Origin of the sequence: Exiguobacterium aurantiacum (genome assembly GCF_001766415.1) — a bacterium.
GTDB lineage: Bacteria > Bacillota > Bacilli > Exiguobacteriales > Exiguobacteriaceae > Exiguobacterium > Exiguobacterium aurantiacum_A.
The window spans coordinates 17,902-42,661 of sequence record NZ_MKXO01000013.1; the positions used below are offsets into that span (position 1 = coordinate 17,902).

The 24,760-nt window shown below is 50.2% G+C and carries 29 protein-coding genes; 21 read left to right on the forward strand and 8 right to left on the reverse strand.

Annotated features, from left to right (window positions below; all coding sequences use genetic code 11):
- Nucleotides 1-60: 60 nt before the first annotated feature.
- Entirely contained in the window at nucleotides 61-282 is a 222-nt protein-coding gene (locus tag BJU60_RS15090) for a DeoR family transcriptional regulator (RefSeq protein WP_083274163.1), read from the reverse strand.
- Nucleotides 283-588: 306 nt separating this feature from the next.
- Here BJU60_RS15090 and pepV point away from each other — a divergent pair, with 306 nt between their 5' ends.
- Genes pepV through BJU60_RS14070 form a run of 6 tightly spaced genes read left to right on the forward strand, consistent with a single transcriptional unit; the run spans nucleotide 589 to nucleotide 7,604 of the window.
- Nucleotides 589-1,974: a dipeptidase PepV gene (pepV, locus tag BJU60_RS14045; RefSeq protein ID WP_083274164.1), complete on the forward strand. Its 1,386-nt coding sequence runs from the start codon at nucleotides 589-591 to the stop codon at nucleotides 1,972-1,974.
- Between the two features lie 59 nt (nucleotides 1,975-2,033).
- Nucleotides 2,034-3,185: an MFS transporter gene (locus BJU60_RS14050; RefSeq protein WP_254281709.1), complete on the forward strand. Its 1,152-nt coding sequence runs from the start codon at nucleotides 2,034-2,036 to the stop codon at nucleotides 3,183-3,185.
- Between the two features lie 6 nt (nucleotides 3,186-3,191).
- Nucleotides 3,192-3,767, forward strand: a complete 576-nt coding sequence (gene thpR / locus BJU60_RS14055) for an RNA 2',3'-cyclic phosphodiesterase (RefSeq protein ID WP_070329417.1) — start codon at nucleotides 3,192-3,194, stop codon at nucleotides 3,765-3,767.
- Complete coding sequence (locus tag BJU60_RS14060) at nucleotides 3,737-4,576, forward strand: NERD domain-containing protein (protein WP_070329418.1); 840 nt, start codon at nucleotides 3,737-3,739, stop codon at nucleotides 4,574-4,576. Before thpR ends, BJU60_RS14060 begins: the two co-directional genes overlap by 31 nt.
- 17 nt (nucleotides 4,577-4,593) lie before the next feature.
- Nucleotides 4,594-6,759 carry a type I pullulanase gene (gene pulA, locus BJU60_RS14065; RefSeq protein ID WP_070329419.1) on the forward strand — a complete coding sequence of 722 codons (2,166 nt, stop codon included), beginning with the start codon at nucleotides 4,594-4,596 and terminating at the stop codon, nucleotides 6,757-6,759.
- Between the two features lie 50 nt (nucleotides 6,760-6,809).
- Nucleotides 6,810-7,604: a phosphotransferase family protein gene (locus BJU60_RS14070; protein ID WP_070329440.1), complete on the forward strand. Its 795-nt coding sequence runs from the start codon at nucleotides 6,810-6,812 to the stop codon at nucleotides 7,602-7,604.
- Between the two features lie 45 nt (nucleotides 7,605-7,649).
- On the opposite strand, the gene cydS is transcribed toward BJU60_RS14070, so the two are convergent.
- A complete protein-coding gene (cydS, locus tag BJU60_RS15510) occupies nucleotides 7,650-7,760 on the reverse strand; it encodes a cytochrome bd oxidase small subunit CydS (RefSeq protein ID WP_438802343.1) in 111 nt (36 codons plus the stop codon).
- Nucleotides 7,761-7,896: 136 nt separating this feature from the next.
- On the opposite strand from cydS, the gene trmB reads away from it, so the two are divergent.
- From trmB to BJU60_RS15285, 3 genes are all read left to right on the forward strand, one after another.
- On the forward strand, nucleotides 7,897-8,544 hold the full coding sequence (trmB, locus tag BJU60_RS14075) for a tRNA (guanosine(46)-N7)-methyltransferase TrmB (RefSeq protein ID WP_070329420.1): 648 nt from the start codon (nucleotides 7,897-7,899) through the stop codon (nucleotides 8,542-8,544).
- A gap of 105 nt (nucleotides 8,545-8,649) precedes the next feature.
- Nucleotides 8,650-9,159, forward strand: a complete 510-nt coding sequence (locus BJU60_RS14080) for a hypothetical protein (RefSeq protein WP_236633357.1) — start codon at nucleotides 8,650-8,652, stop codon at nucleotides 9,157-9,159.
- Nucleotides 9,160-9,293: 134 nt separating this feature from the next.
- Complete coding sequence (locus BJU60_RS15285) at nucleotides 9,294-9,542, forward strand: hypothetical protein (RefSeq protein WP_158625486.1); 249 nt, start codon at nucleotides 9,294-9,296, stop codon at nucleotides 9,540-9,542.
- A 143-nt stretch (nucleotides 9,543-9,685) separates the two neighbouring features.
- Here BJU60_RS15285 and dhaM read toward each other — a convergent pair whose 3' ends face one another.
- The 4 genes from dhaM to BJU60_RS14105 all read right to left on the reverse strand — a co-directional run bounded on the left by dhaM (nucleotide 9,686) and on the right by BJU60_RS14105 (nucleotide 12,040).
- Nucleotides 9,686-10,051, reverse strand: coding sequence for a dihydroxyacetone kinase phosphoryl donor subunit DhaM (gene dhaM, locus BJU60_RS14090; protein ID WP_367946378.1), 366 nt, complete (start codon nucleotides 10,049-10,051; stop codon nucleotides 9,686-9,688).
- Nucleotides 10,047-10,637, reverse strand: a complete 591-nt coding sequence (dhaL, locus tag BJU60_RS14095; protein ID WP_070329424.1) for a dihydroxyacetone kinase subunit DhaL — start codon at nucleotides 10,635-10,637, stop codon at nucleotides 10,047-10,049. Before dhaL ends, dhaM begins: the two co-directional genes overlap by 5 nt.
- A 19-nt stretch (nucleotides 10,638-10,656) precedes the next feature.
- Complete coding sequence (gene dhaK / locus BJU60_RS14100; protein ID WP_070329425.1) at nucleotides 10,657-11,634, reverse strand: dihydroxyacetone kinase subunit DhaK; 978 nt, start codon at nucleotides 11,632-11,634, stop codon at nucleotides 10,657-10,659.
- Nucleotides 11,635-11,737: 103 nt separating this feature from the next.
- A complete protein-coding gene (locus BJU60_RS14105) occupies nucleotides 11,738-12,040 on the reverse strand; it encodes a PepSY domain-containing protein (RefSeq protein ID WP_016508468.1) in 303 nt (100 codons plus the stop codon).
- Between the two features lie 136 nt (nucleotides 12,041-12,176).
- Between BJU60_RS14105 and BJU60_RS14110 the strand changes: the two genes are divergently transcribed.
- Nucleotides 12,177-13,250, forward strand: coding sequence for a M42 family metallopeptidase (locus BJU60_RS14110; RefSeq protein ID WP_070329426.1), 1,074 nt, complete (start codon nucleotides 12,177-12,179; stop codon nucleotides 13,248-13,250).
- A gap of 128 nt (nucleotides 13,251-13,378) precedes the next feature.
- Nucleotides 13,379-14,395, forward strand: a complete 1,017-nt coding sequence (locus BJU60_RS14115) for a PTS transporter subunit IIC (RefSeq protein WP_070329427.1) — start codon at nucleotides 13,379-13,381, stop codon at nucleotides 14,393-14,395.
- Nucleotides 14,396-14,460: 65 nt separating this feature from the next.
- Here the strand turns inward: BJU60_RS14115 and BJU60_RS14120 are convergent, their stop codons facing one another.
- Nucleotides 14,461-14,793 (reverse strand): hypothetical protein, encoded by a 333-nt coding sequence (locus BJU60_RS14120; RefSeq protein ID WP_016508496.1) that lies wholly within the window; start codon nucleotides 14,791-14,793, stop codon nucleotides 14,461-14,463.
- Nucleotides 14,794-14,907: 114 nt separating this feature from the next.
- Between BJU60_RS14120 and BJU60_RS14125 the strand changes: the two genes are divergently transcribed.
- The 6 genes from BJU60_RS14125 (at nucleotide 14,908) to BJU60_RS14150 (ending at nucleotide 19,575) form a co-directional block, all read left to right on the forward strand.
- Nucleotides 14,908-15,219 carry a thioredoxin family protein gene (locus BJU60_RS14125; protein WP_070329428.1) on the forward strand — a complete coding sequence of 104 codons (312 nt, stop codon included), beginning with the start codon at nucleotides 14,908-14,910 and terminating at the stop codon, nucleotides 15,217-15,219.
- A gap of 5 nt (nucleotides 15,220-15,224) precedes the next feature.
- The gene (locus BJU60_RS14130) at nucleotides 15,225-16,019 is read left to right on the forward strand and encodes a DUF1444 family protein (RefSeq protein WP_070329429.1); all 795 of its coding nucleotides are present in this window, start codon (nucleotides 15,225-15,227) and stop codon (nucleotides 16,017-16,019) included.
- 48 nt (nucleotides 16,020-16,067) lie between these two features.
- Nucleotides 16,068-16,688 carry a YtpR family tRNA-binding protein gene (ytpR, locus tag BJU60_RS14135; protein ID WP_070329430.1) on the forward strand — a complete coding sequence of 207 codons (621 nt, stop codon included), beginning with the start codon at nucleotides 16,068-16,070 and terminating at the stop codon, nucleotides 16,686-16,688.
- Between the two features lie 54 nt (nucleotides 16,689-16,742).
- Nucleotides 16,743-17,627, forward strand: coding sequence for a hypothetical protein (locus BJU60_RS14140; RefSeq protein ID WP_070329431.1), 885 nt, complete (start codon nucleotides 16,743-16,745; stop codon nucleotides 17,625-17,627).
- An 86-nt stretch (nucleotides 17,628-17,713) separates the two neighbouring features.
- A complete protein-coding gene (gene murC, locus BJU60_RS14145) occupies nucleotides 17,714-19,021 on the forward strand; it encodes a UDP-N-acetylmuramate--L-alanine ligase (protein ID WP_070329432.1) in 1,308 nt (435 codons plus the stop codon).
- Between the two features lie 101 nt (nucleotides 19,022-19,122).
- Nucleotides 19,123-19,575, forward strand: coding sequence for a Dps family protein (locus BJU60_RS14150; RefSeq protein WP_070329433.1), 453 nt, complete (start codon nucleotides 19,123-19,125; stop codon nucleotides 19,573-19,575).
- 40 nt (nucleotides 19,576-19,615) lie between these two features.
- Here BJU60_RS14150 and BJU60_RS14155 read toward each other — a convergent pair whose 3' ends face one another.
- The gene (locus BJU60_RS14155; RefSeq protein ID WP_070329434.1) at nucleotides 19,616-20,728 is read right to left on the reverse strand and encodes an aminopeptidase; all 1,113 of its coding nucleotides are present in this window, start codon (nucleotides 20,726-20,728) and stop codon (nucleotides 19,616-19,618) included.
- Between the two features lie 172 nt (nucleotides 20,729-20,900).
- Here BJU60_RS14155 and BJU60_RS14160 point away from each other — a divergent pair, with 172 nt between their 5' ends.
- The 4 genes from BJU60_RS14160 to ccpA all read left to right on the forward strand — a co-directional run bounded on the left by BJU60_RS14160 (nucleotide 20,901) and on the right by ccpA (nucleotide 24,506).
- Nucleotides 20,901-21,419, forward strand: a complete 519-nt coding sequence (locus BJU60_RS14160) for a DUF948 domain-containing protein (RefSeq protein ID WP_070329435.1) — start codon at nucleotides 20,901-20,903, stop codon at nucleotides 21,417-21,419.
- A gap of 21 nt (nucleotides 21,420-21,440) precedes the next feature.
- Nucleotides 21,441-22,139, forward strand: a complete 699-nt coding sequence (locus BJU60_RS14165) for a YtxH domain-containing protein (protein WP_070329436.1) — start codon at nucleotides 21,441-21,443, stop codon at nucleotides 22,137-22,139.
- Between the two features lie 135 nt (nucleotides 22,140-22,274).
- Nucleotides 22,275-23,366 (forward strand): bifunctional 3-deoxy-7-phosphoheptulonate synthase/chorismate mutase, encoded by a 1,092-nt coding sequence (locus tag BJU60_RS14170; RefSeq protein ID WP_070329437.1) that lies wholly within the window; start codon nucleotides 22,275-22,277, stop codon nucleotides 23,364-23,366.
- A 126-nt stretch (nucleotides 23,367-23,492) separates the two neighbouring features.
- Nucleotides 23,493-24,506, forward strand: a complete 1,014-nt coding sequence (gene ccpA / locus BJU60_RS14175; RefSeq protein ID WP_070329438.1) for a catabolite control protein A — start codon at nucleotides 23,493-23,495, stop codon at nucleotides 24,504-24,506.
- Nucleotides 24,507-24,760 lie beyond the last annotated feature (254 nt).

Sequence of the window (24,760 nt, forward strand, 5' to 3'; positions counted from 1 at the left end):
CCGGTCTCACTTTTTATGCAAAAAAAGAGGCTCCGTGAACGGAACCCCTCGTAATTATATTCAATTTGCCGTCTTCAGTGAACGTTTCGATGATGTCCACGTGCCGCGGCTCGGACTTTCTACAAGATTGTTGTATTCAAGTACGTTCAAATCACGCTGGACGGTGCGTGATGTGATGCCGAACTCTTCTACTAGTTCTGAAGTGGTAACGCAATCCCTTTCGTTGATAAATAAATAAATCGACTTAATACGGGTTAGCATGCGATCTGTTGAACCTTTCATTGGATGACCCCCCAATGCGTAGAATGATGAAAGACGAAGCCTACGGACGACAAATGAAATATGAAATTGTTATTTTCTAAAATTACATCTTAAGTATAACGCTCCTATACAGAAAAGCAAGGGAAAAGCACGAACGATTTCAATGTAAAGAACATGTTATGAACGTAAATATCGAATGAACGAACTGTAAATCATCGATTATTCAACCGAAAGACGAACGAAAAATTATTTTCGAAATAAATGTTCGTCTTTCTGACATTTGGATATACTAATAAGGGAGAGAACATTCGCAAAGGGGAGATTGACATGAACTGGAGACAAGAAGTCGACTTACGAAAAGAAGCGTTTTTAAACGATCTTAAAGGATTACTTACAATCCCGAGCGTGTTAGACGAATCGAAAACAGGACCGAACGAGCCGTTCGGCCCAGAAGTCCGTCAAGCGCTCGACTATATGCTCGAGCTAGGTCAACGTGACGGCTTTATCACAAAGGATGTCGACGGATATGCGGGACATTTAGAATACGGCGAAGGTGAAGAACTCGTCGGCATCTTGTGCCATCTCGATGTCGTACCGGCCGGGGACGGGTGGACATATGGGGCGTTCAACCCGACAATCACCGACGGCAAAATTTTTGCGCGCGGCAGCAATGACGATAAAGGGCCGACGATGGCTGCCTATTACGGATTGCGGATCGTCAAAGAGCTCGGTTTGCCACTATCGAAACGGGTCCGGCTCATTGCGGGCTGTGACGAAGAGAGCGAGTGGCGTTGCGTCCGTGAGTACTTTAAACAAGAAGAGATGCCGACGTATGGGTTTGCGCCTGACGCCGATTTCCCGATTATCAACGCCGAGAAAGGTCTATACGATGGCGTGCTCAAGCAACTTCCAATCCAGCGCGTCACGGGAACAAAACATCACCTCGTCTCGTTCATCAGTGGGGAACGCCCGAACATGGTGCCAGACGTTGCGACAGCGGTGTTGAAAACGAATGAAGTGCTCGAAGAACAATTCGAGGCGTATCTCGAGAAGTATGAAGCGGACGGGACGTGTGTTTTTGAAGAAGGGATGTACACGTTCACAATAAAAGGCGTCGCGGCCCACGCGATGGAACCAGACAACGGGGTGAACGCGGCCTACGTGCTCGCAGGCTTCCTGCTCACGCTCGCGCTCGATATTCAAGGTGAGCGCTACATCGAGTTCGTCCGTCACGTCTTTGCGGACTCACGCGGCATCTCGCTCGGTATTGAAGCGAGCGACGAGACCGGGGATTTGACGATCAACGGTGGCGTCTTCCGCTACAACGACACGGAGCGGATGGCGACGGTCAACATCCGTTACCCGTATACGGCAAAGTTCACGGAACGTCTGCAAAACTTGAAAGAAATCGCGTTGTCATTCGGTTTCGAATTGACGACAAAACACCATATGCCGCCACACCACGTTTCGGAAGACCATCCGCTCGTGACAACATTAGCAGGCGTCTATGAGCGCCAAACCGGTGAATCAGCGCACTTGATGGCAATCGGAGGCGGTACGTATGCCCGCTCGCTCGAAGCCGGCGTCGCGTTCGGCGCGTTGTTCCCGGGAGCGAAAGATGTCGCCCATCAGGTCGACGAGTATATGGAAGTTGAAGATTTATTACGTGCGGCCGCAATCTATGCGGAAGCGATTTACGAGCTCGCTAAATAATAACCTTTGAGAGCTGACTGCATCGGTCGGCTCTCTGTCTGTTAGGAAGGAAGTTGAACGTGAACCAGCAAAAAAAATCGTTTCAATCGATTTATGTCGCCATCTTTTTCGCACAAGGCGCCCTCATCCCATACATGGCCTTGTTCTTCTCACAAGCACGTTTTGATTTGTCACCGAGTGAGGTCGGGACGATCGTCGCCATCTTGCCCATTTTATCGATCGGTATACAACCACTCTGGGGCATGCTGGCCGACCGCACGGGCCGAACCCGCGCCTGGTTAATGTTAGCCATGATTGCGGCTGCGGCGATCTCGCTCACATTTTTATTTGCGACATCGTACGTCTGGATCATTCTGTTGATGGTAGCTTGGTCGATATTTCAATGTGCCCACATTCCGCTCGTCGATATGATGACGCTCGATTACACGTCCCGTGCTAAAATCGATTACGGAGCCATCCGTTTGTTCGGATCGGCCGGGTTTGCCATCGCGGTCTTCATGATCGGTCGGATTGCGGATACGTCATGGGGGTTATCGAGTACGTTTCTGCTTAGTGCGATCGTGCTCGTCGTCGGAACCGTCGCCTTGAAGCAAATTACGGATACGGGTGTAACCCATACGACGACAGCAGCCCCGTTCGCTTGGTCAGCCATTTGGAATGCACCGTTCGTGGCGTTTTTAGTCGGCGGCATGCTCGTCTTTGGTCCGATTTACGCAAACAACTACTACTTTGGCATTTATGTGACGAGCATCGGCGGCTCGACGACGCTCGTCGGAACGTTGTTTTTAGTGGCGGTGCTCTGTGAGATCCCGTTTATGAAAGTGGCGCATCAAATTGTCGCACGTCTCGGCACCGTCAACGTACTCGCGGGGGCAGCTTTGATTTCAGCGCTTCGGAACGGTTGGCTCGCACTTGAACCGTCGTTGTGGGTCGTTTGGTTGCTCGCCATCGTCCAAGGACTCGTCGTCGGGTTGCTCATTCCGGTTGCACTTCAGTTTGTCCGAAGTCTCGTCAGCTTAAACGTCACCTCGACAGCGATTGGCGTCTATATGGCTGTCACATCGGGCTTGGCGACGGCCGCGTTCAATCAGTTGAGCGGGATAATCATTGAAGTAGACAGCATTATCGGTGTATTTTGGATGTACACAGCAGTCAGTGTCATCGGCGCGATTTTATTCTTGGGACTGAGACGGTTCCGTGAGAAAGGATGACGAGCGATGTCGACACATTATTTTATAGCGCTCCCGATTGAAGCGCGACAGTTTGAACAAATCCAACGGGACATCTTGCCGTTCTATTCCTATCGCCGCGTTTATCGACCAGAGGAATTTCATTTGACGCTTCAATTTTTAGGGGCGTTAGACGATGACCAAGTAGAGGCAGTCAAAGACATCACTCGAGACGTGGCGCACGAAACGGCGCCGTTCACATTACATTTTCAGCAGATTGATCATTTCGGGAGACCCGATCGTCCGCGCGTGCTGACAATCATCCCGAATCCGTCTGTAGCGCTTTCGACATTCGTCAGTGCACTTCGGCGAAAATTGGCTGAAGAGATTTCAGCCATCGATCGGAAACCGTTCGCAGCACACGTCACCCTTGCAAAGAAATGGGATACCGGCGAGCGGATCCCTTATATCGCACCTGCGTTTGACGTGGAAGAAGCAATCACAGAAGTAGTGCTCTATCGAATTAATCCGACACAGACTCCTGCCTATGAAGCAGTTGAAGTATTTCCGCTAGCGCATTCAGAGGAGGACACATGGCGATCCCGATTAAAATTTTTGACGTAATTTCTAAATATGAACGGAACATGCTCGATCAATTCAATCGTTTTCAAGAGTATATCGAATCCGATACGGCGCGAATGCGCAGGCTCCACGACTCGAATCGGCTAACTCCGCCGGAAATCATGGAGTTTGAAAACCCGTGGTGGAAATTTTGGCGTCGCACGGAGCGCATTGAGCTCGAAGCGAACCCGTTGACGGAAAAACAATTTCAAACGTTGCTCACAAACCGGCGCCGCATCCAAAAGCTTCAATTTGCGTGCGAAGGGGCAACGGAAGCGGATATGCCACTATTAGCTTTTTTGCGGGACTATAGTTATCGGCATATGCTCACAGAATGGAACGAGCATCACTTTTTCATGTATCGTCCTGTCGTCGAGTGGAACGGGGCCATGGTTGAACTAAGCCATATCATCGTTGGGCCGTCGCATATTTATCTCGTTGAATGGCTTGAAGGTGACCGCAGCATCTATCACGTATCGAAACAGAAGACTTGGATTCATCAACCGCTCAAAGGGGAAAATAAACGTGTAGTCAATCCGCTCATCGCATTGACACGCACCGAAGAAATCGTAAGGCAGTTTCTTCCGTCCTATGATGGGGTCATCCAAAAAGTGGCGTTGGCTCCGAACGGCTATTTCGATCATGTGCCGGAGACACGCGCGACCCAGTTTGTTTCACGGTCGGATTACGACCAATGGATGAAACAAGTCAATGCGAGGGCATCCATCGTGAAAGCCCAACAAATTCGAGATGTGGCGAAACTTCTAGATACGACAGCACAGATGCCGTTTCGACAATTTTTGGATCAGTAGGAGAGGATGGAACGAGTATGTATCACACACCTGATCAACAGGCGACAACGCATGTGACAATCGAGCGGGCAACGCTCCTCTCATTTGAGACGGTTCGACTCGAAGTCATCGCCGAATATGAGTCCATTCCAGTACAAATCGAACAAAATGGGCGCCCTGTTACTTACGTGGTGCTCGAAGAACGATCAACTGAGGCCGGGACGATTGAACGGGACATCCGTCTCGCGCGCCCGGTAACGCTGGAATCGGTTTATACCGTATTTCATCCTGGACATAAAACAATCGTGGTCGTCCCGAGAGAAATTGTCCAGACGAATGAATTTGAACGCAGATACGCCTACGATGGACCGCTCGGACTCCTCTTTGGCATAAATGTGATTGACGTATTCGTCTGGTCACCTGTCGCTTTCTCGATTTGGGTGACAGTGCATGATGAAGACACGCATCGGGAAATCGAGCGATTTCGGATGATGCGCGGTAGCCGCGGCGTCTGGCATGCCGAGGTGCCAAAAGGTTACGAAGGTTTACTATACCGTCTTCACGTCAAAACACCGGTCGAAACGAACGATATCGTCGACCCTTACGCGAAAGCCGTCAGCCTGAATGGCGAATTTGGCGTATTGGTCGATGTCGAAGCCGAGATTGCGAAACACGTTGAACCGGTGTTACGGCCGCCGCTCCGAAAAGCGACTGACGCCGTCATCTACGAACTTCATATCCGCGACTTCACGAGCCACCCCGCTTCGACGAGCCGTCTAAACGGATTGTACGGCAGCATCGTCGAAACCGGGATTCGGACGACCGGTGACAAGAGTGCCGGTCTCGATTACTTGAAAGAGTTAGGCGTCACACATTTGCAATTGCTCCCGGTGCATGACTTCGGCAGTGTCGACGAGTTGACACGCATGCCTTATAACTGGGGGTACGACCCGATTCATTGGTTCGCTTTAGAAGGGAGCTACGCCTCAGACCCAAGCGCCCCGACAACAAGAGTGCTCGAATATGCCCGAATGGTGAATGAGTTACACAAAACCGGGATGCGCGTCGTCGTCGATGTCGTCATGAACCATGTGTTCATTCGTGAACAGTCGTCGCTCGAAGCGCTCGTGCCGTATTATTATTTCCGGTATGAGCACGACGGAACGGTCGCAAACGGTACCGGTGTCGGGAATGACACAGCGTCTGAACGGTATATGATGCGTCGCATGATTGTCGATTGCATCACTTATTTTGCGACGACGTATCAAGTTGACGGTTTTCGATTCGATTTGATGGGGATCCATGATGTGGAAACGATGAACCAAGTTCGGACGTCGCTTGATAAAGTCGACAGGTCTATCTTGATCTATGGAGAAGGTTGGGATTTGGCGACACCGCTCGGACCGTCCTTGAAGGCGTCTTCCCACAATGCGGCGCATATGCCACGAATTGGTCATTTTAACGATATGATGCGAGATGCGCTGAAAGGTTCCTCGTTCAACGAGCGCGAGCGCGGCTTCGTATCCGGGAACGAATGGCGGGAGTGGGAACTTCGTGAATGCATCACCGGTGCCGTTCAGATTCCGAACGTCACCGTCGGTCGGTTCCCGAGTCCGCAATATACGATCAATTATGTGGAAGCGCACGATAACTATACGACGTTTGATAAATTGCTGCTCGCTTGTGAGGATACGGATGAGACGACGAGGTTACGGATGCAACGGCTGGCCACAGCGATCGTCATCACATCACAAGGCGTTCCGTTCCTTCACGCCGGACAAGAGTTCGGTCGAACGAAACAAGGCGTAGAGAACAGCTACAACGCCCCTGATCGGATCAATCATTTTGATTGGGACCTTCGTGACAGTCGGGCGACAGAAGTGGAGTATGTGAAAACGCTGCTCAAGTTACGCCGGCGCCACACGTGTTTCCGATATGATACCCGGCAAAAAGTAGTCGAGCAGTTCAAGTTTCTCCCGTCGCCGCCTGGTGTGATCGCTTACGAACTGACAGCAAGCCATTCTTACGATGCTTGGCAGCGAGTGCGTGTGTATTTGAACGGGACGTTCGAGCAAGTGACGTTCCAAGCCGAAGGCGACTGGAACGTATACGTGCAAGGGGATAAGGCAAGTTTGACGCCGATTGTTCGAAACCCGAGTCAGATTCAAGTCGAGTCGTTGTCAATGACGATTATCGCGTGTTAATATTGTGATTGTATCTTTTTAACTTCCAATGAGATTTGAGCGTGATGAACATGTATTCAGATATAATCGGTGCCCTCGGTGAAGAGTGGACAGTGGCTTCCGCAGGCGGGATTACGGGTGAAGCGTACGTAGCGACGACGCACCAACAAAAAATCTTTGTTAAACGGAATTCGTCTCCATTTTTAGCGATTCTATCCGCCGAAGGCATCGTCCCGAAACTATTGTGGACGAAGCGGATGTTCAACGGAGACGTTCTCAGTGCCCAACAGTTCATCGAAGGTCGTGAGTTATCGCCTGCCGACATGGAGCGTTCCGAAGTGGCGGCGCAACTCGGAAAGATCCATCATTCGAAAGAGCTATTATTCATGTTACAGCAGTTAAACCATACACCGGTCACTTCAGAACTGTTGTACCGGCAATGTGCCGCCTATGAGCAAGATGAGGCAGATGAGACGATCGATGAGGCGGTCCGTTGGTTATCAGACCATCGGCTGCCCGATGACGAGCGCGAACTAGTCGTTTGTCACTCTGACCTCAATCACAATAATTGGATTGAGGATGAGTCGGGACTTCTTTATTTGACCGATTGGGACGACGCCATTATCGCGGATCGCGCGTTTGATTTGGCGATGGTCGTCTATAGCTATGTCGATGAAGTCGATTGGGAAGAGTGGTTCAGCCATTACGGGATCACGCTGACCGCCGATCTGCATTACCGAATGCACTGGTACGCGATTGCCCAGACGGTGTTGACCATCTATGGTGAACAGAGCGCCATGGCAAGAGCTGAAGGTTTGACCGTGCTTCGTGAGCTTCTCGACGAAGCGGATGAACGGACGCAATGAAAAAAGGGATGGCTCACGAATGTGAGTCATCCCTTTCGATATACATCAGACATCTTCAGGTTTCATAAAGTACGCCCAGACGAACGTAGCGATGACGGCGCCGAAAAACGTGAGCGGGGCCGCGTAAAAGATTAAGAATTGATCTAACGTGCTCATTGATTTAACCTCCTTGTGAGGGATGATTCATGTTCATTAAACAATGATTTCGTGTATAATCGCAAGGGGACTGCTCGCGTGAAGCGGCTCAGTCAGCAGAAACTTGAACATTTCATGAACGAAAGGTAGGATTTCAATGCGCTTACGCCATAAACCTTGGGCTAAAGACTACATGCAAGCCCAAGAACATGTATTTATCACGAATCCCGAACAGTTGAAAGGGAGCTGGAAAACCGAATTCGGTAACGACAATCCACTCTTTATCGAGGTCGGTTCTGGGAAAGGGCAATTCGTTCTCGGGATGGCCCAACAGTTCCCGGACGCCAACTTCATCGCCATCGAGCTATTCGAGAGCGTTGCCGTCTCGATCGTCCAAAAACTCGTCGAAACGCCGATGCCAAACGTACGCGTCTTGACCGTCGATGCGAAGCAACTCGTCGATTACTTCGAAGCAGGGGAAGTCGACCGCGTTTACTTGAACTTCTCGGACCCTTGGCCAAAGACGAGACATGCGAAGCGCCGCTTGACGTATAAGACGTTTTTAGCCACATACGAAGCGATTCTGCCTCGTGGGGGCGAAATCCACTTTAAAACGGACAATCGGGGACTGTTCGAATATTCGCTCGAGAGCATGAGCCAATACGGTATGTACTTCACGGATATTTCACTCGATTTGCACGCAAACGAACCGGGTGACAACGTGCGTACCGAGTACGAAGAGCGCTTCAGCGCCATGGGTCAGCCGATCTACCGGATGGAAGCAGCGTTCCGACCGAAAATTTGACACGCTTTTTTCTTATTTTGATAGCATTTTCTTCACACTTTTTTCTTTCTTCTTGGTACAATAGGAATGACGCTAAATTGGAATTAGAGAAGGGGGAATATGGGGATGTTGAAAAAAGCATGGGCAAGCCTGCTTGCAGTAATCTTCATTCTAACAATCGCACCACTCAATACCTCGGCAAACGAGGCGTTCTTAGACGCACTCGAAGAGGATTTGAAAGCGACGCATTACGACTATAAAGAAGGAACGGCTAAAATCGTCAAAGAAGAGACGCTCACGCACTCGAACGGCAACGAAGTCATCGCAGCGGTCGTCGAACTCGATACGGTACGTGACGGCATCTTCATCACACGTAAGACGGAGTTCCATTATTACGATGCGACGGACAACAAGATTCTCACGACGGCTGACCTTGTCGAAGTCGAAGGTGCGACCGAGTTTTCGGACGCGAACATCGACATGCTCGGTCAACAGATCATCTACTGGTTGCCGGTCCTGATCATGTTGCTCTTAATCGCGGTTCCGGCGCTCATTCTTTTCTTCGTCGTACCACGCTTCTACTCGACGACAGATTACATGAATCCGATTTATGAGAAAAACGATAATCCACGTTAAAAAAGAGCCGAGAGGCCCTTCAGCTTGTTGACTAACATCAATAGAATCGCTCGTCCTTCCGGCGCCCACGCTTTCCTGCAGGAGTCGGGGCGCCGTCGGACGAGCAACGCAAACGGTCGCCATTTGGCGGCCGTTTGTCTTTTTCTGAGGCCTCGATGGCCGACGAGAAAAGCCCTGGATATGTTCTTAGAACCGATGAAAACGGAAAACGGTATGTATGGACCGTCACCGCCTCCGAACAGGAAGGGAATCATCATGAACCGATCCGCACCGACGCCTCGTTAGACCAGTTGGTCCCGAAAAACCACCTCGTCCGTAAGATTGACCGCCATGTCGACTTCTCCATCGTCCATCGCGCCAACCTTATGGCAGCCACCGCATAAAACATGAAGAAGCTGGCCAGTTCACTGGCCTGGAGAGACCGTATACATACCATTTTTTCAATCTTGTGCCGGGCAGAGCGCCTCAAGGTCATCGAACATAAAAAAAGACGAACCAATTCGCTTTTCGCGAATTGGCTCTTTTTTTACGTCATTTTCAACTGTTCCATAATTTGATCAAGACCCATGCCGTTTCCTGAAGAGACGGCTGCGACGAACGCGCTCTCGACGATCGGGCCGTCATAGAACTTGATGTTCTTATCGCCTTCATACATATCGATGGCAAGCTCAGCGTTCATCGTCGCCGATCCGATATCGGACAGGATGAGTGCCTCTTTGTCGACGGTTTCGATGGCCTCGAGGATACGGGTCACATCGGTTCCAATACTGCCGTCTTCTAGTCCGCTCGCAAGATGAATCGGAACGGCTGGAGCCATCTCTTTCATCAAATCTTGAATCCCTTCACCAATTTTAGCGCTATGCGAAACGATGATGAGCTCTACGATGTCAATCGACCTCCTTCATAATCGCTTTCAAGACGATTGAACTGGACAACGCGCCAGGGTCGATTGTACCGCGAGAGTTTTCTCCGAAGTACGAGGCGCGGCCTTTCGTCGCCACCATCCCCTCCGTCTCATTGACGAGATGATCCAACTTTGAGGTGAAATCATCTGACTCGCTCAAACCGTCTAAAAATGGCTCCCACACATCGACCATCGTCTTTTGTCCGGCGGTGGACTTGCCACGAGCTTTGATCGCAGCCGTTCCTTCCTCTAGCGCTTCTTTCACGAGCGCGAAGTCGGCCTCGGTCGCGTCACCAAATTTCGGTGCTGCTTTGACGAATGCCGAACCGTAGAGTGGACCGGCCGCACCACCGACTTTTGACATGAGCGTCATCCCGACTGTCTTACTCAACTCACCGAGAGAAGCGTACTCATCGTCGAGGATCGCAACGACCGCATCAAAGCCGCGTGACATATTGATGCCGTGGTCACCGTCCCCAATCGCCCGGTCTAGGTCTGTCAGTGTATCTTTATTCGCTTCAATCTCAGATTGGGCATGGCGTAGCGCTTGTTTGAACCCTTCAATCGTCAACATCGATTAAACACCTCGTTTGTTAGATTTTGAAACCGAGCGCCGCTGATGGCGCGTCAAGATAACTTGTCAATTCATCGTCGAGCGGTAACAAGGTGATGGAGAAACCATGCATCTCGAGAGATGTCATATAGTTACCGACGTATTTACGTTTTAACGTGTAACCAGCTGCTTCTAATTTTTTGGCAACGAAGTGGTACGTCACGTAAAGCTCAGACAGCGGTGTCCCACCCATACCGTTGACCATGACGGCAACTTTTCCAGGCTCGACTTCTTTTGTCAAATGTTCGAGCAGGTCGTCGACAATCGAATCGACGTCGGTCGTCGGTTTCCGTTCGACACCGCGCTCGCCGTGAATCCCGATCCCGATTTCCATCTCTTCCTCGTTCAGGTCAAAGCCGGGTTTACCGCTCACTGGCATGTAGCAAGGCTCAACCGCCATTCCCATCGAGCGGACGTGAGATGCGACTTTCTCAGCAAGCGCTTTCACTTCTTCCAACGACTTCCCGCTCGCTGCTGCGGCTCCGGCAATCTTATGCACGAACACCGTGCCCGCTACGCCGCGGCGGTCTTCTTTATTTGCAATCGCGACGTCATCAGCGACGACGACGTGATCGACTTTGATCCCTTCGGCGTCGGCGAGTTCGCCGGCTAGTTCAAAGTTCATGACATCACCAGCATAGTTTTTGACAACGAGCAACACACCGTTGCCGCCGTCTGCCGCTTTGATGCCTTCGAGTACCATGTCTGGGGTCGGGGACGTGAACACTTCACCACAGACAGCGGCGTCGAGCATCCCATCGCCAACGTAACCGGCGTGTGCAGGTTCATGCCCGCTTCCGCCACCTGAGACGAGTCCGACTTTTCCGGACTTGGCGCCGTCCGCTCTGCAGATGACGTTCACCCCTTCGACGCGACCGTACAGTTCAGGATGGGCGTGGACCATCCCTTCGACCATTTGCGACACAAGTTCACTTGCTTCACCAATCAGTTTTTTCACGTGGGATCACTCCTTTTTAAGTTTGAAAACTACCATTCTCAATTTTCCACTCTTTCGAACGGACTAAACAAAAAAGTCGGCGAATTGTTTCGCCGACTTTGTTTCATGCATATTCAAGTAAAGCGCCAGTCTCTGAATCGACCGTGAATTGGTACGTCTTTTCTTCGTCGCTCTCGAGGACCGAAATCCCGCCTTTGTACACATCATACTCACGACCGTCATAAGTATAAATCTCCGGTGATGCCGAGATCCATGCGCCTTGGACGTGACCTTTCGCTGAGAACGCCCGTTTCGTGTACTCGAGCGCGTCTTCAGCCGATAAGCTTCGTTCATCTAACACTTTTTTCGTCATAAGTGCGGCAACGACGGCAACCCCGATTCCAACTAACCAATACCTTTTCTTCATATGACTACCTCCCCTTGAACTATGGCTATCACATACATCGTACCAAAACCTGTACCCCATTGGAATGAAAAGCATTCGCTTCCATCGAAATATTCTGTATATAATGAGACCAGAACGAGTGAAAGGATGAAATAAAATGGAACAAAAAACGAGAGAATTATTTAAGACGTTGACAGAATTGCCAGGAGCACCTGGTTTCGAATCAGAAGTTCGGCAATTTGTCCGCGATCGGATCACCCCGCACGTCGATGAAGTGATGACGGACGGAATCGGTTCAATCTTCGGGAAACGAGTCGGGGACGAGTCGGGACCACGCATCATGGTCGCCGGTCATATGGATGAAGTCGCGTTCATGGTCACACGGATCACAGAGAACGGAATGCTGTACATACAACCGCTCGGCGGCTGGTGGAGCCAAGTGCTGATGGCACAACGGTTCGACATCATAACATCGAACGGAAAAATCCCGGGTGTCGTCGCCTCGACGCCTCCGCATTTACTCGGGCCTGAGGCACAGAACAAACCGATGGAAATCAAGCAGATGTTCATCGATATTGGGGCCGACTCAAAAGAAGAGGCGGAGTCATGGGGCGTCCGGCCAGGAGTTCCTGCCGTGCCGACGAGTGAATTCACTCCGCTCCACCATCCGAAAAAAATTATGGCCAAAGCATGGGACAACCGCTACGGCGTCGGTCTCGCCGTCGAGTTGCTCGAAGAAACGACCAAAGCAGATCACCCGAACATTTTGTTCTCGGGTGCGACTGTCCAAGAAGAAGTCGGCCTGCGCGGGGCCCAGACGGCTGCCGAGATGATTCAGCCGGACGTCGCGCTCGTGCTCGATGCGTCGCCAGCCAATGATGCTTCCGGCAATAAGACGGAATTCGGTCAGCTCGGCGAAGGCGCGCTCATCCGGATTCTTGACCGCGTCATGGTCATGTCTCCTGAGATGCGTGACTTCTTGCTCGATACAGCGTCAGATGAAAACATTAAGACACAATACTTCGTGTCACCAGGTGGGACGGACGCAGGTCGTATCCATATGAGTGGGCAAGGTGTGCCGACCGCCGTCATCGGCGTCGCAGCCCGTTACATTCATACGCACGCCTCGATTTTGCACACGGATGACTACGATGCGGCCAAAGCGCTTCTAAAAGCGCTCGTCAAACGGTTAGACCGCTCGACGATGGAAACGCTTCGCGCATCCCGTTAATGAACGACGCCACTTTAACCGAGTGGCGTTTTTTTCTGTTGATATTTACCGGGAAAAGATTATACTGATAAAAGTGTGAAGACAGAAACTTTACGACTGACAAGACAACAGAAAGAGGGGTGAATCCCATGCTCAAGAAGAAAGGGATCACGCTCAGCCCGTCACTCTACTTTGTGACGGCGCTCAGCTATATGGCACTCGGATTATTCAGTACACTCATTATCGGGTTGATCATGAAGACGATTGGCGGACAATTGCTCGATACGAGCGTCGCCGCCCTCGGTGATACACTCCAACAAATCGGAGACGTCGCCATAAGTTTGACGGGACCAGCCATCGGGATTGCAATTGCCTATGCGCTCCAGGCTCCGCCACTCATCTTGTTTTCAGCGCTCGTCGTCGGGACGTTCGGCTATGAGTTCGGGCCGGCGGGTAGTTACGTCGCGACGCTTCTTTCGGTCGAACTGGCCAAACTCGTTTCGAAGTCGACGAAGCTTGATATTTTAGTGACGCCATTCACGACGATCGCGATCGGCTACTTGAGTGCGACGTATATCGGGAAATATGTCGGTCTGTTCATGACCCAACTCGGCACGTGGATCGAGTGGGGGACTGAACAACAACCGCTCGTTATGGGCGTCATCGTCGCGACGCTCATGGGTCTCGCGTTGACGGCCCCGATTTCAAGCGCGGCCATCGCGCTTATGCTCGGGCTTAGCGGGATCGCCGCCGGTGCGGCGACGGTCGGTTGTGCGGCCCAAATGGTCGGGTTCGCGATCACGAGTTACCGTGACAACGGCATCGGCGGATCGGTTGCTCAAGGGATCGGCACGTCGATGCTTCAAGTCGGGAATATCGTCAAAAATCCATGGATCCTACTGCCCCCGACGGTTGCCGGTGCGGTGCTAGCCCCTATCGCCATCTTGTTGTTTGAATTAGAGAGTGTCGCGGCCGGAGCCGGGATGGGGACGAGCGGCCTCGTCGGTCCGATCGTCATGCTCGAAACGATGGGCTTCAGTTGGCATACGTTGATCGTCGTCTTCGGTTTCTTGATCGTCGGTCCGGCCATACTCAGCTATGCGGTATATCAAGTATTGACCCGGATGAACCGGATTCAGCCGAATGATATGAAAATCGAATATTGAACCGACACACAAAAATAAGCGTCTCGCCAAGTTGCGAGACGCTTATTCATTTGACGCCGAGCAGATCACCAGCCGAAGAAGTTACGGACGGTCTCGACGGTTTCGCGCGGGATTCTAAAGCTGACGAAGAACAGCGTGAGTATCAATGCGTAGATGGGAAGTAAAAAACGTTTCCTGACAATCGGCAAGTAGCGGACAAGGCGTTTCAATCCACGTTCTACGATGTAAATGATGGCGAATCCAACGATGAGCCAAACGAGAATCTGACTTCGTGTCTTATCTGTATCGATGAACAAGTACCCGTAGCGGAGAATAGAGAGCATTCCGACGGCGCCGACGAGCTGTTCGAGTGGGTGTTTCATATCCGGATTTAATTGTTCACGCGTCCATTTTGTCATATCGTCACCTTTTTCAAATAGTCTTCGCCCTTGATTATAGCAAAACACGAGAGCGGATTGTGAGAACGGACTTATGCTATCATTAACGAGGAAAATAGAACAGGAGTGATGAAGATGAAACGACTGACAACGATGACTGAATATACGGAAGCGAAGCAAGGAAAGACTGTGTTTATGTTCTCGGCGACATGGTGTGGCGATTGCCGCTTCCTCGATCCGTTCATGCCCGAACTTGAATCAAAGTTCAATGAGTGGACGTTCTACTACGTCGACCGTGACGAATGGATGGAGCTCGCACAAGAACTTGATATTTTCGGAATTCCGAGTTTTGTCGCTTTTAACGGTGGGCAAGAAGTGGACCGCTATGTCGGACGCGAACGTAAAACGCCGGAGCAAGTCGAAGCATTTCTTAGCGAGTTAGGGTGATCTAGATGGAACGGAATGAACTGCGTCGAGCGATCGAACGTCAATTCACTGACGGGTATCGGACGTCTTATGACAGAGAAAATGAAGTGTTGCGAATCGAACGGGCAGCTGACCGGTTCGGCGTCAACATTCGACTGGCCCCACTTGTTGCCAAAGCAAAAGTTCGCGGCAATGTTGCGGTTGAAGAAGTCGTCGAATATATAAAAACGGCCCTTACAGCCGACCAAGAGATTGAATTAGTCGGCAATGAAGCCCAAATTTTCCCGGTCATTCGGGCCGGTTCGTTCTCGACAGAAACAAAAACCGGACAAGCGCTCGTCATGACACCGCATACGGCGGAGACGGCCATCTACTATGCCCTCGACCTTGGCAACGGGTATCGTTTGATTGAAGAGCGGCATTTGAATGCGACGATGACGAAAGAGCGAGTCGATCAAGTGGCGCGGGATAACGTGAAAAAGTTACCGACCGACTTAAAAGAAGACGATGTCGCCGGCAACAAATTCTATTTCCTATCTGCCCGTGACGGCTACGAGGCGTCTCGTATCCTCAATGACGAATTTTTACGGGTCATGGATCGACGAATCGAAGGAGACATGTTAGTCGGGGTCCCGCATCAAGATGTGATGATCATCGCCGATATCCGAAACGATCAAGGATACGACGTAATGCAACAGCTCATGTTCGACTTTTTTACGAACGGACGCATCCCGGTGACAGCTCTTGCGTTTCATTATGAGGACGGCGTTCTCGAACCAATTTTTATTGTTGGAAAAAAGAACCCACCAACGGACGCATAATCTGCTAAACTATTTGTGTCTAGTTTGAAAGAAGGGGCGTATTTACGTATGCAAATTAATGCTTTTTATAACCGTGAAGGAATTGGCGATGTTCTCATGGTGTTGTTAAAAGAAGGTGATCGCCATCATCAAGTCGTCGAACGAAAAGACGATGTCGCCATCGTTAAAGCGGCGGACGGATCAGTGAACGGCTACAACGTGTTCAATGCGAGTAATTATTTCAATGTCAGTGACTGGCATGGGTCGGTCGACTTGACGGCAGAATTGATTGAGACGCTCGGTGTCATTTTACGCAAGCAAAATATCGAAGCGGATTTATCGGGCGTCGACTTCACACCGACGTTCGTTGTCGGTTATGTCGAATCGGCTGAGAAACATCCCGATGCGGATAAATTATCGATCTGCCAAGTCGAGATCGATCAAGGTACGGTTCAAATCGTTTGTGGAGCACCGAACGTTGCGGCCGGGCAGAAGGTCGTCGTCGCGAAACCAGGAGCGGTCATGCCGTCTGGTCTCATTATCCGGCCGTCTAAACTCCGTGGCGAGAGCTCGCACGGGATGATTTGTTCAGCACGCGAGTTGAACCTCCCTGATGCGCCGCAAGAAAAAGGGATTTTAGTGTTAGATGACGAATATGAAGTAGGGAAAGCATTTGAAATCGGTCGCTAAACTCGACCGATTTTTTGCTAAATTAGGATTGAGTGAAAAAGCGAGGAATCGACTATGGATGCATATGAACGTTCATTAAAACAGCAAGCAGAGCGAATTCGGCGCGAACTATCCCAAGAAGGGAAGAAGAGTGCGCCTGCACCAAAACCTGAACCAACGGGCGAGTTCATTCCGTCTGACGTCCCATCTCCGATTTATGGATATGCGCGACCGAAACCAAAGATCAACTTACCGACCGAGCATTCGCCTGAGACGAGGGACGATCTGTCCATCAATCAAAGCGAGCCTGATATTGATCCAGAACCATCGACTGTAGTGCCTGTTACCGAGGAAATAGTCGTCGACGAACCTGTGCAAGTTACAGAACCTTTCGTTCCAGACGAGGTTGTCGTGGAAGTGAACGAGTCGGTGGAGTCTCCATTCGTGGTAGAGGAAACGGTCTCGGCAGAACATCAGACTGTGGCCGAGCCTTCTGAGCCAGAAGAGGCGACTATTTCCCAGGAAACGTCTGACGTGAGCGCTGATGAGTCTTCTGTGTCGGAGGCCGACAACGCATCCGACTCGTCGAGTGATCTGAAACCGTTACTCGGAGACGTATCTATTTTAGAAGACGGTTTTGCCTCGGTGTTCATGGGTTCGACCCATTTGAAAACGTCAAAGATCGTCGTCCGTGAAGAAAAAGAAGAGGCAGCTTCAACGGACGTTTCAATCGGAGTGACATCGGTCGAAGAAGTAGCTCCTGTCGTCGAGGATGTTGCAAAAACATTACAGACCGATACCGACGAGCCCTTTCACGCTCTTGACGAAGCTGAGTTGACACCTGCTGTCAACGTGTCTTACAAAGCGGATAGCCCTCCATTGAACGTCATGATGACTCCGCAAGACCGGATGGCGATGTACCGCAGCCGACGCCTTGCTCAAAAAAACAATAATCTGTAATAGCACGACTCCATGAGTTTTGCTATAATGACAAAGGTTTGTCGCTTTTTCTGCAAACCGCAATGAATTAGGGGGGCTATTTACAGATGAACCGTTATCACTTCGTCGGAATTAAAGGAACGGGCATGAGTCCTTTAGCTCAAATTTTAAATGATATGAACAATGAAGTCCGAGGTTCGGACGTTGACAAAACATTTTTTACAGAAGAAGCATTGAAACGGAAAGGTATCGAAATTCTTCCGTTTGATCCTGAAAATATTACTGAAGGTCAAATCGTCGTTCAAGGAAATGCGTTCACTGACGATCATCCTGAAATCTTGCGCGCGCGCGAGCTCGGTTTGACGATTTATAAATATTACGAGTTCCTTGGTGAACTAGCGGATCATTATACAAGTGTCGCCATCACAGGATCGCATGGAAAGACGTCTACTACGGGTCTGCTCGCTCATGTCATGCGTGGGATTGAGCCGACATCATTCTTGATCGGAGACGGTACGGGCGAAGGCGTGGAAGACTCGAAAAACTTCGTGTTTGAAGCGTGTGAGTATAAGCGTCACTTCCTTTACTATCGCCCAGACTATGCGATTATGACGAATGTCGATTTTGATCATTCAGATTATTTCTCTGGCTTAGACGATGTCATTGATGCGTTCCAAGAAATGGCGAAACAAGTGGAAAAAGGTATTATCGCTTGTGGTGACGATGAGAATCTTCAACAGATTCAAGCGAACGTGCCGATCGTCTATTACGGGTTTGGTGCCCATAACGATTTCCGTGCCGAAAACGTGAACTCGACGGATAACGGGACGACGTTTGACGTCTATTTGCGTGACGATTTCTATGGGACGTTCCGCATTCCGGGATATGGTAACCACAGCGTCTTGAACGCCCTTGCCGTCATCGCGACGTGCGACTACGAGAACTTATCGAAAGATCTTGTGAAAGAGCGCCTCGAGACGTTCAACGGCGTTAAACGCCGTTTCAGTGAATCGACGCTCGATGGGCAAGTCCTGATCGATGATTACGCGCATCACCCGCGCGAAATCAGTGCCACCGTCGAAGCGGCACGTAAAAAGTACGCCGGACGGGAAGTCGTCGCGATTTTCCAACCGCATACGTACACGCGTCTCAAGTCGTTTATGGATGACTTCGCGTCATCACTCGCCGAAGCGGACGCCGTTTATTTGTGCGATATCTTTGGCTCAGCCCGAGAACAAGAAGGAACGGTCACGATCGAAGACCTTCAATCGCGGATCGACGGTGCGAACGTATTGAAACGTCCTGATGTCGGCGTTCTCCGTCAACATCGTGATGCGGTCTTGTTGTTCATGGGAGCAGGAGATATTCAGACGTATCAACGCGAGTATGAGAACTTCGTCAAACTCGAAGCGTAAGTTGTGAGCGGATGGCCCGGGCCATTCGCTTTTTTGTGTTTAAACTCGAATAAAGAAGGAAATAGTATTATCGACTGAACACAAAAAAGGAGATGTTAAGGATGGCAAGCCAAGGCTCATTGAATACGTTGAACAAAGAGGTGGCCAACTACGGCCTACTATTCGTCAAACTTCATAACTACCACTGGTATATTAGCGGACCTCACTTCTTCACATACCATGAAAAATTAGAGGAGCTTTACAACTTGGTCGCTGAGCTGTATGACGATGTCGCCGAGCGTTTACTCATGAATGACGGGGAACCGTATGCGACGATGAAAGAGTATTTAGAGCACTCGACACTACAAGAAGGTGATCGTCACGCCGATACAGAACAGATGATCAAAGACGTGATCACTGATTTCAAACAAATCCGTCAAGAAATGCAAGATGCGATGGAAAACTTTGAGGACGGGGACGAAGCGATCGAAGATACGTTCGTTTCCCATATCGAACGCCTCGAAAAAGAAATTTGGATGATGTCTGCCGCTCTCGGCAGAAAGACGAAACTATAATGAAAAGGTGCGCCAAATTTGGAGGCGCACCTTTTTTCGTTCATTTTAAGTTTTCTGGATTCAACGGTTGTAACGTGTCGACGACGAAACGGCCGTCTTTCCGGATCAAGACGTCGTCAAACCAAATCTCGCCGCCGCCATAGTCAGGGCGTTGGATATTGACGAGGTCCCAATGGATGGAAGAGTTGTTGCCGTTATAGGCATCGTCATACGCTTGTCCCGGGGTGAAGTGGAAACTGCCATCGATTTTCTCATCGAATAAAATATCTTTCATCGGGTGTTGGATGTAAGGGTTCACGCCGATCGCGAATTCACCGACGTAACGAGCTCCTTCGTCCGTATCGAACACTTCATTGATGCGTGCGGTATCGTTCGCCGTCGCTTCGACGATCTTTCCGTCTTTAAATGTCAGCGTCACGTTCTCGAACGTAAAACCGTGGTACGGCGATGGCGTGTTGTACGTGATGACGCCATTGATCGAATCTTTGACCGGCGCGGTGAACACTTCTCCGTCCGGGATGTTCATTTGACCCGAGCACTTGATGGCTGGGATGTCTTTGATCGAGAACGTGAGCTCCGTGCCTGGTCCTTTGATCGTGACACGGTCGGTTTGGTCCATGAGCGTGACGAGTGCGTCCATAGCCCGGTCCATCTTGCCGTAATCGAGTGTGCAGACGTTGAAATAGAAGTCTTCGAACGCCTCCGTCGATTTTCCGGCAAGTTGGGCCATCGACGGTGATGGATAACGCAAGACGACCCATTTCGTCCCTTTGACGCGATCTTCCGTATGCATTTTACCGATTGTGGCGCCGACAAGCTTTTGTTGCTCGGCAGGAACGTCCGACAGCTCGTTAATGTTATCACCCGCACGGAGACCGATATAGGCGTCCATCGCTTGCATTTGCTTGCGTTCGATGTCGGCCATCAACTCGAGTTGTTCCTTGCTTGCTTGCGTGTATAACTTCCGCAAGATACGGCTTTCTTTCAACAAGACGAACGGATGCCCCCCAGCTTCGTACGCTTTTTCGACAAGTGCCTCGACGAGCGACTCCTCGACGCCGAAATTCTCGATGAGAACGCGTTCGCCTGGCTTTAATTCGGTTGAATAATTGATCAATCCGTCTGCCAATTGTGTGATTCTTGGATCTCTCATACAAACACCCCTTAAACTTTTTTTAATTTATTTCTATTTTAGTGTAATCGAAAACATAAAAACGGGTAAAGGAATAATCAGACCGGATGGCGAAAACGGTAGTGACAAATCTTTTCAGTCATAATGGTGCTATAATGAAACCACCACATAATCGAACAGGAGGAATGGACGAATGGAAATCACCTTAGGAGGCATTGCAGGGCTCATCGCAGCACTTGCATTTGTCGTACTCGTATTTTTCTTGGCTCGCGTCTTGTCGAACGTCAATCGCACACTCGGCAGCGTCGCGAATACGACAGAAAATTTAGAACGTCAGTTGGATGGCATTACAATGGAAGTGACGGCGCTCTTACATAAGACGAACCGTCTCGTAGATAACGTGGAAGAGAAGACAGAGTTGCTCGCACCGGTGGCACATGCCCTCGATGAGCTCGGCACATCGCTAAATGAAGTGACCGAGTCGGTACGAACAGTTTCTTCATCGGTTCACGTGGCAGCAGACGAAAATAAAGACCAGATTGCCCAAGCCGTACGTTGGGGCTCGGTCGCAGTAGAATTATTCAAGAAAAACAAAACAGAAACTTCTTCAGAAGAGCGCCCGTCACGCCGTCGTGGCCGCCGGGAGCGTAAGCAAGACACGCCGTCGGTCTCACCAGGATTAATCGCGACAGACGATACAATCAAATCATAACAAGCCCAAGGAGGATATATTATGACATACGTTAAAAAAGACCAAACGAATCAAGATCAGCAATCAAGCGGCGGATTCCTAGCCGGCGTCGTCCTCGGCGGTATCATCGGTGCAGCCGTTGCCTTGCTCACCTCGCCAAAAAGTGGACGCGAAGTACGCACTTATCTCGATGAGAAAACATCGACTTCACGTGAACGCTTGACCGTCAAATCAAAAGAAGTACGTGAAAAAGCTGAGCCGGTCGTCGGGGAATGGATCAAAGTAGCGAGCGACAAGGCTGCTCCGGTCCTCAATCTCGTCAAAGATAAGGCACGCGAGGCTGCTGAACTGAAACAGCAAGTCGACGAAGATGAACTCTCAATCGAAGAAGCGATGGAAAAAGCGGATCAGCTCGTCGCGGAAGCGGAAGCCGAAGTGAAAGAACAGCTCGATCAAGCAGCAGAAGAGACGTCAAGCGAAGCAACAAAACAAGCTGATACGGACGCTAAGCCAGAATCGGCCCAATCAAAAGGCGAGTCAAACTCGAAAGCGAACAATTCGAATGCGAATAAATCGAACACGAATAAGTCGAATGCGAGCAAGCAAGAGCCGAAGAATAGTCGCGACGAGTCGACGAACTATGAGTCGGATTTCGAGGCACCTGTCAAAGACTTGCTCGACGATGAATCAAAACAAGAGCTGAAAGAATTGAAGAACGACTTGAAGAACGGCAATAAATAATGCGTCAAGTGTCCGGACGATCCGGACACTTTTTTTGTGGATTTTGTGTCACAGCCCATTTGTCTATGACAAAGCGAATAAAGTTCGCTATAATTAAGATTCTGGAAAGAACGGATTAGGAATGAGAGGGAAATTATGAGTCCACAAGATCAATTGAATCGATTACGTCGTGAAATGGATGAGTTGAACCGTGAGATGCTCGACTTGATTAGTCGTCGTGGAACGCTCGCGGTCGAAATTGGAAAAGTGAAACGTCTTCAAGGTGTGGAGCGGTATGACCCGGTTCGAGAACGAGAAATGTTAGATTTCATCGCCGCCTCGAATCCCGGTCCTTTCGAGACGTCACGCCTTCAGCATTTGTTCAAAGAAATGTTTAAAGCGTCTGCCGAGTTGCAAGGAGAAGACCGAGATAAAACGTTGCTCGTGTCGCGCAAGCGTCAAGCCGAAGATACGATCGTCACATTGAAAGATGTAGTCATCGGTAACGGTCGGCCGCAATTGATTGCCGGTCCATGTGCGGTCGAATCGTTCGAGCAAGTGAATGCAGTTGCTGAGAAATTAGCGTTGTCCGGTGTGAAAATCATGCGCGGCGGCGCCTATAAGCCGCGGACTTCACCGTACGACTTCCAAGGTCTCGGATTTGAAGGGCTCAAACTGTTGAAACAAGCGGCCGATCGCCACGACTTGCGTGTCATCTCAGAGATTATGACACCGGGTGCGGTCGAGTCAGCGCTGCCTTACGTCGATATCATTCAAGTCGGGGCGCGCAACATGCAAAACTTCGATTTGTTGAAAGAAGTCGGAAAGACGTCAAAACCGGTTCTACTAAAGCGGGGTCTTGCGGCGACGATCGAAGAATTCATCTATGCGGCGGAATACATCATGGCGAGCGGCAATAGCCAAGTCATTTTGTGCGAACGCGGTATCCGGACGTATGAGCGGGCGACACGTAACACGCTCGACATCACAGCCGTGCCGATTTTAAAACAAGAGACACATTTACCGGTCATGGTCGATGTCACACACTCAACGGGACGACGCGATTTGTTGCTTCCTGCAGCGAAAGCGGCGCTCGCGGTCGGGGCCGACGGCGTCATGGTCGAAGTGCACCCGAATCCGGCAATCGCCTTGTCTGATGCCCAGCAGCAGCTTGATTTCGATCAATTTGATCAGTTCATCGATGGGCTCACAGCTCAGTTCCCTCAACTTGATTTGGTTAAAAAATAAGCTTTCCAATTGGAAACGTTTTATATAGCGTGAAGACAGGGTAAAATGATGACAGATACCTGTCTTCCTTTTTTGATACGTTTTTTGAAAATCGTTTGAAAATCATTGCTTGTAGGAGGAGTTTTAATGAATAGTAACAATATCACAATCTATGACGTCGCACGCGAAGCAGGGGTGTCGATGGCGACCGTCTCACGTGTCGTCAACGGAAACCCGAACGTGAAGCCGACAACCCGTAAAAAAGTACAGGAAGCAATCGATCGACTCGGCTATCGTCCGAACGCCGTCGCACGTGGTCTCGCGAGTAAAAAGACGACGACAGTCGGCGTCATCGTGCCAGACATCTCAAACATCTTCTTTGCTGATTTAGCACGCGGAATCGAGGACGTGGCGACGATGTATAAATACAACATCATCCTCGGCAACTCGGACTCGAACCGTGACAAGGAAATTCATTTGTTGAACACGTTACTCGGTAAACAAGTCGATGGGATCATCTTCATGGGCGGCCGTCTTCACGAAGACCTCGTTGATGAGTTCAAAAAATCACCGGTCCCGATCGTTCTTGCAGCGACGTTGAACCAAGGGTATGACCTCCCAGCGGTCAATATCGACTATGAGCAGGCTGCCTATGACGCAACCAAAATGTTGATTGGCCACGGCCATAAACAAGTCGGCTTCATCACGGGGCCGCTCGAGCAACAAATCAATGGCGAGAAGAAGTTCTCTGGCTACCGCCGTGCTCTTGAGGATGCGGGACTTCCGTTCCGTGAGAACGATGTCATCCTTGGGAACTATACGTATGCGTCTGGCCTCGAAGCGATGCAAAAGATGCTCGGACGCGATGACTGCCCGAAAGCAATCTTCGCCGGTACGGACGAGATGGCACTCGGCGTCATCCATGCGATCCAAGACGCTGGGTATTCTGTGCCGAACGATTTTGAAGTCGTCGGTCACGATAACACACGTCTCGCCACGATGATTCGTCCGAAGTTGACGACGGTCGTTCAACCGATGTATGACATCGGAGCTGTCGCTATGCGATTATTGACGAAAATCTTGAATGCTGAAGAAATCGAAGAGAAGAACGTCGTCTTGCCGCACCGGATCGAGCGTCGTGACTCGTTACGAAAAGACTGAATCAAAAAGAGGCTGGGACATAACCCAGTAGATTTATAAGAAAGAGGCCACCGGGAGCGACTTGTTCGCTCCCGGTGGCCTCTTCTCATTTTTATGGGTTCGTGCACGCATTTCAGACTAAACAGATAGGGGCGACCTTTGATAAAGTTAAAGTGACCAAACCATAACTTTGGAGGTGCCCCTATGTACAAAGAGTATACCATGAACCAGTTGGTTTTGCCCCTAGATTTAGAAGTCCGTCTCCAGGAAAACGA

Bases quoted from the DNA above. Each gene is read 5' to 3' on its own strand.
- ytpR (WP_070329430.1), top strand. From the start codon at position 16,068: ATGCAAATTAATGCTTTTTATAACCGTGAAGGAATTGGCGATGTTCTC.
- BJU60_RS14160 (WP_070329435.1), top strand. From the start codon at position 20,901: ATGGAAATCACCTTAGGAGGCATTGCAGGGCTCATCGCAGCACTTGCA.
- BJU60_RS14130 (WP_070329429.1), top strand. From the start codon at position 15,225: ATGGAACGGAATGAACTGCGTCGAGCGATCGAACGTCAATTCACTGAC.
- BJU60_RS14155 (WP_070329434.1), bottom strand. From the start codon at position 20,728: ATGAGAGATCCAAGAATCACACAATTGGCAGACGGATTGATCAATTAT.
- thpR (WP_070329417.1), top strand. From the start codon at position 3,192: ATGTCGACACATTATTTTATAGCGCTCCCGATTGAAGCGCGACAGTTT.
- trmB (WP_070329420.1), top strand. From the start codon at position 7,897: ATGCGCTTACGCCATAAACCTTGGGCTAAAGACTACATGCAAGCCCAA.
- BJU60_RS15090 (WP_083274163.1), bottom strand. From the start codon at position 282: ATGAAAGGTTCAACAGATCGCATGCTAACCCGTATTAAGTCGATTTAT.
- dhaL (WP_070329424.1), bottom strand. From the start codon at position 10,637: ATGTTGACGATTGAAGGGTTCAAACAAGCGCTACGCCATGCCCAATCT.
- BJU60_RS14105 (WP_016508468.1), bottom strand. From the start codon at position 12,040: ATGAAGAAAAGGTATTGGTTAGTTGGAATCGGGGTTGCCGTCGTTGCC.
- BJU60_RS14115 (WP_070329427.1), top strand. From the start codon at position 13,379: ATGCTCAAGAAGAAAGGGATCACGCTCAGCCCGTCACTCTACTTTGTG.
- BJU60_RS14165 (WP_070329436.1), top strand. From the start codon at position 21,441: ATGACATACGTTAAAAAAGACCAAACGAATCAAGATCAGCAATCAAGC.
- BJU60_RS14080 (WP_236633357.1), top strand. From the start codon at position 8,650: ATGTTGAAAAAAGCATGGGCAAGCCTGCTTGCAGTAATCTTCATTCTA.
- murC (WP_070329432.1), top strand. From the start codon at position 17,714: ATGAACCGTTATCACTTCGTCGGAATTAAAGGAACGGGCATGAGTCCT.
- pulA (WP_070329419.1), top strand. From the start codon at position 4,594: ATGTATCACACACCTGATCAACAGGCGACAACGCATGTGACAATCGAG.
- BJU60_RS14120 (WP_016508496.1), bottom strand. From the start codon at position 14,793: ATGACAAAATGGACGCGTGAACAATTAAATCCGGATATGAAACACCCA.
- BJU60_RS14150 (WP_070329433.1), top strand. From the start codon at position 19,123: ATGGCAAGCCAAGGCTCATTGAATACGTTGAACAAAGAGGTGGCCAAC.
- BJU60_RS14110 (WP_070329426.1), top strand. From the start codon at position 12,177: ATGGAACAAAAAACGAGAGAATTATTTAAGACGTTGACAGAATTGCCA.
- BJU60_RS14070 (WP_070329440.1), top strand. From the start codon at position 6,810: ATGTATTCAGATATAATCGGTGCCCTCGGTGAAGAGTGGACAGTGGCT.
- cydS (WP_438802343.1), bottom strand. From the start codon at position 7,760: ATGAGCACGTTAGATCAATTCTTAATCTTTTACGCGGCCCCGCTCACG.
- BJU60_RS14125 (WP_070329428.1), top strand. From the start codon at position 14,908: ATGAAACGACTGACAACGATGACTGAATATACGGAAGCGAAGCAAGGA.
- ccpA (WP_070329438.1), top strand. From the start codon at position 23,493: ATGAATAGTAACAATATCACAATCTATGACGTCGCACGCGAAGCAGGG.
- BJU60_RS14170 (WP_070329437.1), top strand. From the start codon at position 22,275: ATGAGTCCACAAGATCAATTGAATCGATTACGTCGTGAAATGGATGAG.
- BJU60_RS14060 (WP_070329418.1), top strand. From the start codon at position 3,737: ATGGCGATCCCGATTAAAATTTTTGACGTAATTTCTAAATATGAACGG.
- pepV (WP_083274164.1), top strand. From the start codon at position 589: ATGAACTGGAGACAAGAAGTCGACTTACGAAAAGAAGCGTTTTTAAAC.
- BJU60_RS14140 (WP_070329431.1), top strand. From the start codon at position 16,743: ATGGATGCATATGAACGTTCATTAAAACAGCAAGCAGAGCGAATTCGG.